This window comes from Nocardioides sp. AE5, assembly GCF_031844485.1.
Classification (GTDB): domain Bacteria; phylum Actinomycetota; class Actinomycetes; order Propionibacteriales; family Nocardioidaceae; genus Nocardioides.
Genome location: NZ_JAUZVI010000002.1, coordinates 365,748 through 378,690, shown reverse-complemented (window position 1 = coordinate 378,690; position 12,943 = coordinate 365,748). Strand labels below are relative to the sequence as shown.

At 70.1% G+C, this 12,943-nt stretch carries 14 protein-coding genes; all 14 read right to left on the bottom strand.

Annotated elements, in window-relative coordinates; genetic code table 11:
* Positions 1–104: 104 nt before the first annotated feature.
* On the bottom strand, positions 105–824 hold the full coding sequence (locus Q9R27_RS04980) for a VIT1/CCC1 transporter family protein (RefSeq protein ID WP_311251235.1): 720 nt from the start codon (positions 822–824) through the stop codon (positions 105–107).
* A gap of 52 nt (positions 825–876) precedes the next feature.
* Positions 877–1,851: a prolipoprotein diacylglyceryl transferase gene (gene lgt, locus Q9R27_RS04975; RefSeq protein ID WP_311251234.1), complete on the bottom strand. Its 975-nt coding sequence runs from the start codon at positions 1,849–1,851 to the stop codon at positions 877–879.
* Between the two features lie 3 nt (positions 1,852–1,854).
* The gene (locus tag Q9R27_RS04970; RefSeq protein ID WP_311251233.1) at positions 1,855–2,469 is read right to left on the bottom strand and encodes an SCO family protein; all 615 of its coding nucleotides are present in this window, start codon (positions 2,467–2,469) and stop codon (positions 1,855–1,857) included.
* Positions 2,462–3,271 (bottom strand): tryptophan synthase subunit alpha, encoded by an 810-nt coding sequence (trpA, locus tag Q9R27_RS04965; protein ID WP_311251232.1) that lies wholly within the window; start codon positions 3,269–3,271, stop codon positions 2,462–2,464. The genes Q9R27_RS04970 and trpA overlap by 8 nt, the downstream gene beginning before the upstream one ends.
* Complete coding sequence (gene trpB, locus Q9R27_RS04960) at positions 3,268–4,530, bottom strand: tryptophan synthase subunit beta (RefSeq protein ID WP_397219644.1); 1,263 nt, start codon at positions 4,528–4,530, stop codon at positions 3,268–3,270. The genes trpA and trpB overlap by 4 nt, the downstream gene beginning before the upstream one ends.
* Positions 4,527–5,336, bottom strand: coding sequence for an indole-3-glycerol phosphate synthase TrpC (gene trpC / locus Q9R27_RS04955; protein ID WP_311251230.1), 810 nt, complete (start codon positions 5,334–5,336; stop codon positions 4,527–4,529). Before trpC ends, trpB begins: the two co-directional genes overlap by 4 nt.
* 96 nt (positions 5,337–5,432) lie before the next feature.
* A complete protein-coding gene (locus Q9R27_RS04950; protein WP_311251229.1) occupies positions 5,433–5,864 on the bottom strand; it encodes a DUF2752 domain-containing protein in 432 nt (143 codons plus the stop codon).
* Entirely contained in the window at positions 5,848–6,045 is a 198-nt protein-coding gene (locus Q9R27_RS04945; protein ID WP_311251228.1) for an HGxxPAAW family protein, read from the bottom strand. Before Q9R27_RS04945 ends, Q9R27_RS04950 begins: the two co-directional genes overlap by 17 nt.
* Positions 6,046–6,110: 65 nt before the next feature.
* A complete protein-coding gene (locus Q9R27_RS04940) occupies positions 6,111–6,755 on the bottom strand; it encodes a Trp biosynthesis-associated membrane protein (protein ID WP_311251227.1) in 645 nt (214 codons plus the stop codon).
* A gap of 2 nt (positions 6,756–6,757) precedes the next feature.
* A complete protein-coding gene (gene hisI, locus Q9R27_RS04935) occupies positions 6,758–7,132 on the bottom strand; it encodes a phosphoribosyl-AMP cyclohydrolase (RefSeq protein WP_311251226.1) in 375 nt (124 codons plus the stop codon).
* Between the two features lie 92 nt (positions 7,133–7,224).
* On the bottom strand, positions 7,225–8,658 hold the full coding sequence (locus tag Q9R27_RS04930; RefSeq protein WP_311251225.1) for an HNH endonuclease signature motif containing protein: 1,434 nt from the start codon (positions 8,656–8,658) through the stop codon (positions 7,225–7,227).
* A 67-nt stretch (positions 8,659–8,725) separates the two neighbouring features.
* Positions 8,726–10,507, bottom strand: a complete 1,782-nt coding sequence (locus Q9R27_RS04925) for an ABC transporter ATP-binding protein (protein WP_311251224.1) — start codon at positions 10,505–10,507, stop codon at positions 8,726–8,728.
* On the bottom strand, positions 10,504–12,282 hold the full coding sequence (locus Q9R27_RS04920) for an ABC transporter ATP-binding protein (protein ID WP_311251223.1): 1,779 nt from the start codon (positions 12,280–12,282) through the stop codon (positions 10,504–10,506). Before Q9R27_RS04920 ends, Q9R27_RS04925 begins: the two co-directional genes overlap by 4 nt.
* A gap of 99 nt (positions 12,283–12,381) precedes the next feature.
* Complete coding sequence (locus tag Q9R27_RS04915) at positions 12,382–12,924, bottom strand: Uma2 family endonuclease (RefSeq protein WP_311251222.1); 543 nt, start codon at positions 12,922–12,924, stop codon at positions 12,382–12,384.
* Between the last annotated feature and the right edge of the window lie 19 nt (positions 12,925–12,943).

The following is a 12,943-nucleotide window of genomic DNA, read 5'->3' as shown; positions in this document are numbered from 1 at the left end:
CATCTGCGTCGCAACGGGTGAAACCCGGCGACGAACTGGCAGTGCAAGGTATTGCTTCTGCAGGGGACGACATTGGCCCTCGCGCAGAGAACCCTAACACTCAGTTACGCGATCGTGCCACCAGCGGCCAGCCCGACCAGGTAGGTCACCGCGAAGGCGACTGCGCCGAGCAGCACCTGGCGCCCGCCGCCGAACCACCACGGGCGGATCGTCACCCGGGTCACCACTGCGCCGCAGATGAAGAGCGCGACCAGCGTCACCACCATCGCCGGCCACAAGGACCCGACGCCGAGCAGGTAGGGCAGCAGCGGGACCAGCGCGCCGAGGGAGAAGGCGAGGAACGACGATCCGGCCGCCACGGTGGGTGAGGCGAGCTCGTCCGGGTCCACGCCGAACTCCTCCATGGCATGCACCGCTACGGCGCTGTCGAGGTCGCGGTGCACCTGCTCGGCCACCTCGGCGGCCAGTTCCTCCTCGAGGCCCTTCTGCTCGAGCATGGCGGCCAGTTCGGCCTGCTCGCCGCGCGGGTTCGCCGTGATCGCGCGCCGCTCCTTGTCCACCTCGAACTCGGCGGCCTCGGCCTGGCTGGCCACGGACGCATACTCCCCGGCGGCCATCGAACAGGCGCCTGCCGCCAGGCCGGCCAGCCCGGCGAGCACGATGGCGGTGGTGTCACCGCTGCCCTGGGTGCCTCCGGCGACCCCGGCGATCAGTGCCGCGTTGGAGACCAGCGCGTCCATCGCCCCGAAGACGGCAGGGCGCAACCAGCCGCCCGTGACGTCGCCATGGTCGTGGTCGTCGACATGCACCGAGGGTTGCGCCATGGCCTGACGCTAGTCCTCCCCGGGCGCTGGCGCACCGAAGGAGAGGCTGCGCTCATTCCTCCCGGGCAGGGGCTTCGTCGTCTGCGTCGGTGTCGGCCGTGGCCTTCTCTTCCTCGGCATCGGCGTCGACGTCCGTGTCGGTGTCCGTGTCGGTGTCAGCGTCGGCCAACTCCGCATCCGAAGCCGCAGCCGACTCCGGGGCACGCAGCACGCTCTCCTCGCGCCCGGGCCGGTTCTTCACCAGCCAGGCGAACCAGGCCATGGCCAGGGCGAAGAGTGCGATCGAGACCCAGACGTTGAGGCGCAGGCCCGCCACGTCGTCCATCTGGACGCTGTCGACCCGGATGTACTCGATCCAGCCGCGCCCGGCGGTGTAGCCGGCGATGTAGAGCGCCATCACCTTGCCGTGGCCGAGGCGGAAGCGCCGGTCGGCCCAGATCAGCAGCGCGAAGATGGCCAGGTTCCACAGGCACTCGTAGAGGAACGTCGGGTGGAAGGTGGCCTGGTCGACATAGCCGACCGGGCGGTGCGCAACGTCGATCTCCAGGCCCCAGGGCAGGTCGGTGGGCCGGCCGAAGAGTTCCTGGTTGAAGTAGTTGCCCCAGCGGCCGATCGCCTGGGCCAGGATCAGTCCCGGCGCCAGCGCATCCATCACCGGGGTGAAGCGGAGGCCCATCTGCCGGGCACCGATCCAGGCACCGAGGGCACCCATGGCGATGCCGCCCCAGATGCCCAGGCCACCGCGCCAGACGTAGAGCGCGGTGATCGGGTCCTTCCCCTCCCCGAAGTAGAGGTGGTAGTCGGTGATCACGTGGTAGAGGCGCGCGCCGACCAGGCCGAACGGCACCGCCCAGATCGCGATGTCCTGGATCTGGCCGGCCTGCCCGCCGCGGGCCACCCAGCGGCGCTCACCGACCCAGATGGCCGCGATGACACCCAGGATGATGCACAGCGCATAGGCCCGGATCGGGAACGGCCCCAGGTGCCACACGCCCTCGGCGGGGCTGGGGATGGTGTGCAGGATCATGGATCAGCCTTCCAGCAGGGTGGCGATGTCGTTGGCGAACACGGCGGACGACGTCTCGCGCGACCAGTACATCGGGATCGAGCCGTCCTCCTCGACGAAGAAGACCTGGTCGCCGTGGGCCACGTCGTACCCGCCGCTGGGCAGCTTCTCACCCTCTTCGATGGCGATGTGGAACGAGCCACCGAGTTCAAGGATGCTGGCCAGGTCACCGGTCAGCCCGATGAACGACGGGTCGTAGCGGTCCAGGTAGCCGCGCAGCACTTCCTCGGTGTCGCGCGCCGGGTCGGTGGTGACGAAGAGCACCTCGACCCTGGCGCGCTGGTCGTCGTCGAGGCGGGTCATCGCCGAGGCCAGGTTGGCCATCACCATCGGGCAGATGTCGGGACAGTTGGTGTAGCCGAAGAAGACCAGAGTGACCTTCTTGTCGGCGTCCCGGGTCAACTGGAAGTCAGCGCCCGAGGTGTCGTTCAGGGTGGTGTCGGCGACCGTCCAGTCGGCGCGGGTCTCCTGGCCGCCCTGGATGACGCCGGGCTCGGAGGTGTCCCCGCACCCGCCGAGCAGGAGCGCCAGGGACATCGCGGCGGCGGTCAGCAGTCCGGCGCTGCGGCGCTCAGCCACGGCGTACCCCCTGGGCCAGGTCGGCGGTCAGGGCGCGCAGCGCGGAGAGTCCTGCGGCGCGGTCGTTGCCGGCGTCGAGCAGGGTGCGCACGAAGGCGGAACCGACGATGACGCCATCGGCGTACGCCGCCACCTCCGCGGCCTGGTCGCCGTTGGAGACGCCGAGCCCGACGCCGACAGGGAGGTCGCCGCCTGCGGGGCTGAACTCCCGGGTCCGGGCCACCAGCGGGCCGGCGAGGTCGCTGGTGCTGGTCCGGGTGCCGGTCACGCCCATCACGGCCGTGGCGTAGACGAAGCCGCGGCAGGCCGCGGTGGTCATCGCGATCCGCTCATCGGTCGAGGACGGTGCGACCAGGAAGACCTTGTCCAGGTCGTGCGCGTCGGCTGCGGCGATCCACTCGGCACCGTAGTCGGGCGTGATGTCGGGGGTGATCAGGCCGGCTCCCCCGGCAGAGGCGAGGTCGGCGGCGAACCGCTCGACGCCGTAGCGTTCCACCGGGTTCCAGTAGGTCATCACCAGGGGGGGCATGCCGGTGGCGGCGACGGCCTCCACCACCCGGAAGACGTCGCGGGTCCGCATGCCTGCGTCCAGTGCCTGCTGCGCCGCGGCCTGGATGGTCGGACCGTCCATCACCGGGTCGCTGTAGGGCAGGCCGATCTCGATCACGTCGCACCCGGCATCGACCATCACGCGCATTGCCTCGATCGAGGTGTCCACGTCCGGGAACCCGGCAGGCAGGTAGCCGACCAGGGCACTGCGCCCCTCGGCGCGGGCTGTTGCGAAGGCGGTGGCCGCACTCATGCCGCTCCCCCATCCGTTCCGTCGATGTCGGCGCCGTCGGGTCGGTTCAGCCCGAACCACTCCACGGCGGTGCCCATGTCCTTGTCCCCGCGTCCCGACAGGTTGATCAGCACGGTGGCATCAGGGCCCTTCTCCGCGGCGAGTTCCTCGGCGACCTTGAGCGCACCGGCGACCGCGTGGGCGGACTCGATCGCCGGGATGATCCCCTCGGTGCGGCTGAGCAGGGCGAGCGCTTCCATCGCCTCGGCGTCGGTGACCGGGAGGTAGCGTGCCCGCCCGATCTCAGAGAGGTGCGAGTGCTGGGGACCCACGCCGGGGTAGTCGAGCCCGGCGGAGATCGAGTGCGACTCGATGGTCTGCCCGTCCTCGTCCTGGAGCACATAGGTGCGGGCGCCGTGCAGCACCCCTGATTCCCCGGCGCCGATGGTGGCGGCGTGGCGGCCGGTCTCGATCCCCTCTCCCCCGGGTTCGAAGCCATAGATCGCCACGTCGGCGTCGTCGAGGAAGGCGGTGAAGAGGCCGATCGCGTTCGACCCGCCGCCGACGCAGGCGGCGATGGCGTCCGGCAGGGCGCCGTACTGGTCCAGGGATTGTTGCCTGGCCTCGTCGCCGATGCTGCGGCAGAAGTCGCGCACCATCGAGGGGAACGGGTGCGGGCCGGCGGCCGTGCCGAAGAGGTACGCCGTGTGGTCGACGCTGGCGACCCAGTCGCGCAGGGCCTCGTTGATGGCGTCCTTGAGGGTGGCCGAGCCGGACTCGACCGGGATCACCTTGGCGCCGAGCAGTTCCATCCGGGCCACGTTGAGGGCCTGGCGGCGGGTGTCCACCGCGCCCATGTAGACGGTGCAGTCGAGCCCGAAGTACGCCGCCGCGGTGGCGCTGGCGACGCCGTGCTGGCCGGCGCCGGTCTCGGCGATCACCCGGGTCTTGCCCATCCGCTGGGTGAGCAGGGCCTGGCCCAGCACGTTGCGGATCTTGTGGGCGCCGGTGTGGTTGAGGTCCTCGCGCTTGAGCAGGATCCTCGCGCCGACCCGCTTCGAGAGGCGCTCGGCGTGGTAGAGCGGGCTGGGGGCACCGGCGTACTCGCGCAGGATGGTGGCGAAGGCGTCGGTGAACTCGGGGTCCGCCATCGCCTCGGTCCAGGCGACGGTCAGTTCGTCCAGCGCGGCGACCAGCGCCTCGGGCATGAAGCGCCCACCGAAGTTCCCGAAGAAGCCACGCTCGTCGGCGTCGAAGGCACTCATCTGTCTCCTGCTCACTGCTGGTTGGTGGTGCTCTGGTGGTCGGTCGGCACCGCGCTCATCGCCCGGACCGCCGCCTCGGGATCGCCGTCCTTGACCAGTGCCTCGCCGACCAGCACGACGCTGGCTCCCTCCGCGGCGAAGCGCTCGACGTCGGCGACCCCGGAGATGCCGGACTCGGCGACCCTGACCCGGTCGTCGGGGATCAGCGAGGCCAGGCGCCCGAAGGTGTCGTTGTCGACGGCGAGGGTCTTGAGGTTGCGGGCATTGACACCGATCAGTTCGGCACCGAGGTCGACGGCGCGGCGGGTCTCCTCGGCGTCGTGCACCTCGACCAGCACGGTGAGCCCCAGGGAGCGCGCCTCGGCGTGGAGGCGTTCCAGGTCGGACTGGGGCAGGGCGGCGACGATGAGCAGCGCCAGGTCGGCGCCGTTGGCGCGGGCCTCGTGGAGTTGATAGCTGGTGACGATGAAGTCCTTGCGCAGCACCGGTACGCCGACCGCGGCCCGGACGGTACGCAGATCGTCGAGGCTGCCGTTGAACCTCCGCTGCTCGGTGAGCACGCTGATCGCGGCTGCGCCGCCGCGCTGGTACGCCGTGGCGAGGACGGCCGGGTCGGGGATCTGGGCCAGGTCGCCCTTGCTGGGTGACTTGCGCTTCACCTCGGAGATGACGCTGATGTGGTCCGAGCGGAAGTGCGGCATCGGGTCCAGCGGCGCCGGTGCCTGCTGGGCCAGCGCCTGGATCTCGTCGAAGCTGATCTGCTGCTCGCGCTCGGCGAGGTCGATCCTCACACCCGCGACGATGTCGTCGAGCACGGACATGCACAAACCTCCAGGTTCATCGGACGGGCCAAGTTTGTCACCTGCCCGGTTGCGCCTGCACAGCGCGCCCGCTGTGCAGGCTCCACCGGTCTTGGTTCAGGCGGCCAGCCATGAGGCGAAGGGCAGGTTCCGCACCACCGCGAAGCCGATCACCGTGACCAGCAGCACCGCGACGACCGGCGTGCTGAGCCGCAGTGGTCGCTCGCCGCGCCACTCGCGGCGCAGCCAGACGAACCAGAGGCCGACCAGGAGCGGGATCGAGACCACGAAGAGCAGGTTGCTCGACGCGGCGCCGACCAGGTCGCGGTTGGTCAGCAGGTTGACCGCGCGCAGTCCACCGCAGCCGGGGCAGTCCACCCCGAGCACGTAGTTCAGCGGGCACTGGCCCCACGAGCCCTCGACGTGTGGGTCGCGGTAGTGCAGGGCAACCGTGGCGGCCAGCGTCGCGCCGGCCAGTGCCAGGGGTGCGGCGATCCGCGCTCCGCGGGAGCGCTGCGCGCGGACCGTGAGGTCAGTGCTGTTCGCCAAGGCCCATCTTCGTCATCACGACGAACACCACGGCCGCGACCGGCAGCAGGATCGCGCCGACCCAGAAGACGGGCATGTTGATCGGCGACATCATCAGGCCGATGCCCGCAACCACGAAGGCGGCCAGGCCGATGACGACCGCGGTCCAGGCCGCAGGGGTGTTGCCGTGGTTGGAAGACATGTTGGGTGGCTCCTCTTGCGCGTGGTCTGACGGGGACAGTCTATGCAGGTGACCCGGCGCGTGGGTCAGGCGGTCGGGTCGTGTCCCTCGTCGAGCGACTTCCACAGGTCGGTGCTGCTTGCGGTGGCCGGATCCGGCGCTGCTGGACTGGACTGGCTGCCGGGGGCGTCGTACCGCGAGCCCATCGCCGGCCAGTGGGCCACCATGCGGGTGGCGAGCAGCGTCACGACCAGTGCCAGGACGGCCGCGACGCAGCCGACCCAGAACCAGGTGGTCGCCTCCACGTCCATCTCCGGGCGCTGCCCGCCAGGGTGGCCGGTGGCCGCCCACAGTGCCTCGGCGTAGCCGTCGGTGCCGGTGACGAAGCCGGCCACCAGCGCGGCCAGGGTGCCGGCGGCCGCGAGGACACCTGCCCACGCGGTGACCACCCGGACGCGTCCCCGGGTGACCAGCAGGACGCCCCACAGTGCGAGGAGGACCAGTGCCAGGGCGCCGACCAGGGGCAGGTCACCAGCGACGCTGGCGCTGCCGGTGATCACTTCGGCATCCGTGTCGCCCTGGATCCGGTCCAGGGTGCTGGGCTCGACCCCGGCGCTGACCAGTGCGTCGTTGGCGACCACCATCAACCGGCGACTTCCCGCGACAGCGGTCGCGGCACTGCTGGCCAGTCCGAGCAGGACGAGTGGCGCGAAGGTCCGCCGGGCGTCCATCCTCAGTCGAGCCTGTCAGCGTCGAAGCAGGTCCGGTCCCCCGTGTGGCAGGCGGCGCCCTCCTGGTCGACCTTGACCAGGAGTGTGTCGCCGTCGCAGTCAAGGCGGACTTCCTTGACCCACTGCCGGTGCCCGGAGGTCTCGCCCTTAATCCAGTACTCGCCGCGCGAGCGGGACCAGTACGTCGCCCGGCCGGTCTCCAGGGTCATGGCCAGGGCGGTGTCGTCCATCCAGCCGAGCATCAGCACCTCGCCGGTGTCGTGCTGCTGCACGATGGCGGGCACGAGGGCTCCGCTGGTGCGCTTGAGTCGTGCGGCAATCGCTGGATCGAGGGTGGTCACGGTGGGCAAGCCTATCCGCCGTCCTGTCGCGGGCATGGCCGCGAGGGGTGCGATGGCATGCCTGTGTCCCCGGGGGTGCGGTTCGCTGTGGGCGGTTCGCGCTGTTCCCGGGGGACGGGGCAGGGCATTCAGGGATCGGTGAGGCTGGTGGTGCCGTCGTGGGTGACGAGCCAGGTGTGGGTGTGGTTGGTCCAGGTGTAGGTGCCGTCGCGGTTGCGGACGTAGCGCCACGTCCCGTGGGTCTTGGCCAGATGATGACGCCGGCAGAGCGGCGCGAGGTTGTCGGGCCTGGTCTGGTCGGGTGGGCCGTGTTCGTCGTAGGGCTCGATGTGGTCGAGGTCGCAGTTGCGGGCATCGACTGTGCACCACGGGAAGACGCAGTGGCGATCCCGGAGAATCACTTGTTCGCGCATGGTTTCGGGTGGATCGTGGTGGTCGACCGCCCAGTCACGGTTGGTGTCGATGACGGGCGTGACGCGGGCGTTGGTGCCGAGGTCGCGTAGCCAGGTCGTGAGGGTGTCGAGGTGGACGGTGCCGAAGAGGTTCGTCGCGGCGACGTAACCATCCGCAGCCGCGCCGGCCATCGTGGCGAGATCCGTCAGCGTGAGGTGTACGTAGAGGCGGGTCTTCAGGTACGAGCGGCGTCGGGTGACGGGCTTGCCGGTGACGGGGTGCACCAGGCCACCGGCCGGGTTGTTGGGGTCCTCGCCCGCGCCGTGGCCAGTCTCGCCGCTGCTGCTGCCGCTGCCGCTGGCGGTGCCGCTGTTGTCGAGCAAGCCCAGCAGGTCGGCAGTCGCCTGCCGGTCCGCCAACACACCGAGGGCCTTGGCCTTCCGCTGCCCGAGCGTGTCGGTGTCGCCGAGGCGTCCCATGGTGGCTGCCTCATCAGCAAGCAGCGAGTGGAACGTCTCCAGATCCACGCTGTCGCCGATGGCGTCGAGGCGGCTGGTCCCGTCCACGCCAGCAGCGTGGTCGACGGTGACGTCCCAGTCATCACGCCCCGGCAGCCCGTTGTTCTTGACCAGATCGGGGTGGAACATCGCCATCGCGGCCTTGATCGTCTTCTCGATCGTCGGCAACCCCCACGTCCCACGCCGCGCCAACTCCACATCCACCCACGTCGCAGCCTCAAGCGAGAAGCGGTTCGTGTCCTCAGCGACCCGGCACGCCTTCCAACCAGGGATACGGAGTTCCTCAACAGCCGCCCACGTGCACGGCAGGCGGTGGTGCAGATCCAGCGTGGCAGCCAGGGTCCGCTTGGCTGACCAGGTGGAGACACCGGCGGCGGTGGCCCACAGTTCGACCGTGAACGCCGCCACCTCCGGGGTCCCTTCGCCGCCCAGCGTGTCGGTGTAGCCAGCCAGGTCCGGGATCCCGTCGGCCCATGAGGCTGGATCGTCTTCGACGGCAGGATGGGTGACGCAGAGTTGGTAGGCGAGCCGGAGCCGGCGGCGTTCGGCCCGCCACTCCTGGTCAGTGTTGTCCGAGATCAGATCGAGCAGCACGTCACCGTCGAGGTCATCCACCTCGAACGGGGCCAGAGCTGCGTCGGTATCGATCATGCGAACAGTCCATCAGAGGGGCCCGACACAACTCCCCCGCGAAACAGTCACCGGTCCCGAGTGGGCGTCAACTCCCCTGCTGGGCAACCCACGACGCGTGCAGTCGCCCATAAGCGCCGCCCTCGGTGACCAGGCTGGCGTGCGGTCCGCGTTGCACCACGCGCCCCTGGTCCACGACCACGACCTCGTCGGCGTTCTCGGCGGTGCTCATCCGGTGCGCGATGGTGACCGACGTACGCCCGCTCATCAGGCGCTCGAGCGCCCGGCCGATCTGCATCTCCAGTTGCGGGTCGACTGCACTGGTCGCCTCGTCGAGGACGAGCAGGTCGGGGTCGGCGAGGTGCGCCCGGAGCAGGGCGACCAGTTGGCGCTCCCCTGCCGAGAGCGATTCGCCGCGCTGGCCGACCCGGGTATCCAGGCCGCGGGGCAACCCGTCCAGCCAGGCGGAGAGCCCCAGTTCCGCGGCCGAGGCACGGATCTCGTCATCGGTCGCATCGAGGCGCCCATAGCGGGCGTTGGCGCGCAGGGTGTCGTCGAAGAGGAAGCCCTCCTGCGGCACCAGCACCACCGAACTGCGCAGCGACGACTGTCGGATGTCCCTCAGGTCGACGCCGTCGAGCAACACCTCGCCGTACGTCGGATCCATCAGCCGGGTCAGCAGCTTGGCGAAGGTCGACTTGCCGGAGCCGGTCTCCCCCACGATTGCAACCCGGGCCCCTGCCTCGATCCGGAGGTCGACCCCATGGAGCACGTCGGGACCGCCCGGATAGGCGAAGGTGACGCCGCGGAACTCGGCGTCGATCGGCCCGCGTGGGAGTACGGCGCCGTCCGCGCCCGGGTCGACCAGGTCGGCGGGCGTGTCGAGGATGCCGATCACCCTGCGCCACCCGGCGATCGCGTTCTGAGCGTCGGTGAGGATCTGGGTGCCCATCTGGATCGGGGAGACGAAGAGGGTGACCAGGAACGCGAAGGCGACCACCTCACCAGCGGTGATCTCACCGGCGAAGCCGAGCCAGATCCCGACGATGATCACCCCTGCGTTGGCCAACCCGCCCGACAGTCCGCCGAGGGAGAAGGAGAAGGCCGTGAAGCCCTGCGCCTTCGTGGCGGCCATCTGGCTGGCCCGGATGGCGGTGTCGATCCGCACCTGGGTGCGGGCCTCGATCGCGTACGACTTCACCACCTGGGCGCCGACCACCGGCTCGGAGACGGCGGAGAGCATCGCGGCGACCTGGCGGCGTACCACGCCGTACGCCTGGGAGAGCTTCTGCTGGAAGTAGCGCAACGAGAGCAGCAACGGCGCGAAGCAGACCCAGACCACGATGGTCAGTTGCCAGGAGTAGTAGGCCATCAACAGCGTGGCCACGAAGACCTGCCCGATCGAGACGATCATCATCACGCCGCCGAAGACCAGGAACTGGCTCACCGTGTCGACGTCCCCGGTGACCCGGGAGACCAGCGATCCGCGCCGCTCGGTGTTCTGGGTGAGCAGCGGCAGGTCATGCACGTGGCGAAACGCCTTGGTCCGCAGCGTGGCCAGGCCTCCTTCGGCTGCCCGGAAGAGCCGGACCGTCATCAGGTACGACGCCACGCTGGTCGCCACGATCGCGACCGCCGCCAGCAGTCCCATCCGCAGCATGAAGCCGGTGTCCGGCCCGCCCTCGGCGCCCAGGCCCTTGTCGAGGGTCTGCTGCACCACGATCGGGACCACCAGTTGGCCGAGCGTGGAGAGCACCGCCAGGGCCAGCGTCCCGCCCAGGCCCTGCCGCAGCTCGGGAGAGATCTCCATGCCGCGACGGATGGTGGCCATCGCCTTGATGGACTCGCCGGAGTCGACGCCCGTGCTCATCGGCGCTCACCTGCCTCCTGCTCGTAGGCGTTCACCAGGCGCGCGTAGTCGGGGCTCCGCTCCACGAGGTCGGCATGGGTGCCGCGGTCGACGATGCGGCCACGGTCCAGGTGCAGCACCTCGTCGGCGAGGCCGATGGTCGCCTTGCGATAGGCGACCACGACCAGGGTCGTGTCCTGGCCGTCCTCGCGCAGTGCGGCGAGGATCCGGGCCTCCACGTCCGGGTCGACGGCGGAGGTGGCGTCGTCGAGGATCATCAGCCGGGGCTTGCGGACGAGTGCGCGGGCCAGGGAAAGGCGTTGGCGCTGGCCGCCCGAGAGCGAGGTACCCCGCTCCCCCAGCCGGGTGTCGAGGCCGTCGGCCAGTGCCGCCACGAATCCATCGGCCTGCGCGGTCCGCAACGCGGCCCAGACCTCCTCGTCGGTGACGTCGGCACCGAGGGTGATGTTGTCGCGGACGGTGTCGTCGAAGAGGAAGGCGGTCTGCGGTACGACGGCAACGGCGCTGGCCAGTTCGCCCCGGGCGAGGTCGCGCAGGTCCACGCCGTCGATCCGGATGGTGCCCGCGTCCGGGTCGACCAGCCGGGTGAGCAGGTTGGTCAGCGTGCTCTTCCCTGCTGCCGTGGGTCCGACCAGGGCGACAGTCCGGCCGGGAGCGACGTCGAAGCTCACCTCGCGCAGCAGTGCCTGGTCGGCGTCGTACGCATAGGCGACGCCGGTGACGCCGAGCGCGGCACCGGCCGTGGCCCGTGGGAGCCGGGCTTCGCCGTACTCCATCTCACCGGTGGCATCGAGCACCGAGCGGACCCGCTGATAGCCGACGACGCTGCGCGGGAACTCGCCCAGCAGCCAGCCGATCGACCGGATCGGGAAGGAGACGATGGTGAGCAGGTAGGCGACGGTGACCACGGAGCCCGCGTCGGCGGCACCGCTGAGCACCCGGGAGACCCCGACACCGAGGACGACCAGGACGCCCAGGTTCGGGAGCGCCGCGATCGCCGGGTCGAAGAGTGCCCGGATCCGGCCGGCCCGGACCAGTACGTCGCGCAGGTCGGTGACCTTGGCGGCGAACCGGTCGGTCTCCTCGCCCTCGCGGCCGAGGGTCTTGACCACCATCGCGCCGTCGAACGACTCGTGGGCGACTTCGCTCACCTCGGCGCGCAACTGCTGGGCCCGCGACATCAGCGGTGAGGAGGCACGCTGATAGGCGATGTTGGCGGCGATCACCACCGGGAAGACGAGCAGGCCTACCAGGGCCAGGACCAGGTCGGCGACGAGCATCTGCACGATCGCGATCGCCATCATCGCCACGGTGCCGACCGCCATCGGCAGCGGCGCGATCGGGAACCAGGCCGCCTCGACGTCGGAGTTGGCGTTGGAGAGCAACTGGCCGGTGGGATGGCGCTGGTGCCACTCCATCGGGAGGTCCAGGTATTGGCGGGTGACGGCACGGCGGGTGTGCGCCTGCATCCGGTACTGCATGATCCCGGCACCCAGGCGTCGGGCGACGATGCCGACGGCCCGCAGGATCGCGACGCCGACGAAGAGCGCCAGCACCGCCCAGAGGATGCCCGCATCGATCTCACCGGTCTCGAAGGCGGGGATCACCGCATGCTCGGTGGCCCAGCCGAGCACCCATGCGTCCGCGACGGTGAGTGCTCCGAAGAGGATGCTGCCCAGCGTGGAGAGGGTGAAGATCCAGGGTTCCTTGCGGATCGCCACACCGAGGACGCGGAAACCGTCCCGCATCGTCGACGTACGCGTGCCCCTGCTCAACCTGTCCCTTCCGCCACGGCTGTTGCACCAGCCAGCATGCCCAACCACGCCTGGGCTCCGGGCATTCCCGAGTGCAGGGCCCGCGGTGGGCCCGGCAGGTCAGGTCGCGAACAGGCGGTCGAGGCGGATTTCGACCGTGCCGTGGTCTCCGACGCCGATGCTGCCGTCGGGCTGCTCCGCGGTGAGTTCGAGAAGGATTTCCCAGCCGTCGCCGCTGTTGACCAGCGCCGTAAGGATGTGGCGCTCCCGGTCGACGATCCAGTAGTGCGCCACGCCCGCGGAGGCGTACTCGTGCGACTTGCGCACGGTGTCCTCGGTTCGGGTGCCGGGCGAGAGGATCTCGACCGCGATCACCGGTGTCGTGGTGGCCCAGGAGCCGTCGAAGGGCTCGGTGGTCGCAATGATGTCGGGGATCCGGTAACGAGTCGCCGAGGTGCGCCAGCCAACCGCCTCCACCATGAACAGCCCGGGGCACCCTTCGTCGATGGCGTTCGCGAGTCGAAACGAGATGCGTTGGTGCGGCGCCGTTGGCGTCGGGGTCACGATCGCGATCCCGTCGACCCACTCGGCCCGGATGCCTTCCGGCAGCGCGAGGTAGTCCGCCAAGGGCATCGGGGTGCGCTGCAAGGCGTCCGTTGACATGACATCTCCTGACCGCAGT

Excerpts from the sequence above, each read along its gene's own strand:
- Q9R27_RS04980 (WP_311251235.1), bottom strand. The coding sequence starts at position 824 with ATGGCGCAACCCTCGGTGCATGTCGACGACCACGACCATGGCGACGTC.
- lgt (WP_311251234.1), bottom strand. The coding sequence starts at position 1,851 with ATGATCCTGCACACCATCCCCAGCCCCGCCGAGGGCGTGTGGCACCTG.
- trpA (WP_311251232.1), bottom strand. The coding sequence starts at position 3,271 with ATGAGTGCGGCCACCGCCTTCGCAACAGCCCGCGCCGAGGGGCGCAGT.
- trpC (WP_311251230.1), bottom strand. The coding sequence starts at position 5,336 with ATGTCCGTGCTCGACGACATCGTCGCGGGTGTGAGGATCGACCTCGCC.
- Q9R27_RS04945 (WP_311251228.1), bottom strand. The coding sequence starts at position 6,045 with ATGTCTTCCAACCACGGCAACACCCCTGCGGCCTGGACCGCGGTCGTC.
- Q9R27_RS04940 (WP_311251227.1), bottom strand. The coding sequence starts at position 6,755 with ATGGACGCCCGGCGGACCTTCGCGCCACTCGTCCTGCTCGGACTGGCC.
- hisI (WP_311251226.1), bottom strand. The coding sequence starts at position 7,132 with ATGCCCGCGACAGGACGGCGGATAGGCTTGCCCACCGTGACCACCCTC.
- Q9R27_RS04930 (WP_311251225.1), bottom strand. The coding sequence starts at position 8,658 with ATGATCGATACCGACGCAGCTCTGGCCCCGTTCGAGGTGGATGACCTC.
- Q9R27_RS04925 (WP_311251224.1), bottom strand. The coding sequence starts at position 10,507 with ATGAGCACGGGCGTCGACTCCGGCGAGTCCATCAAGGCGATGGCCACC.
- Q9R27_RS04915 (WP_311251222.1), bottom strand. The coding sequence starts at position 12,924 with ATGTCAACGGACGCCTTGCAGCGCACCCCGATGCCCTTGGCGGACTAC.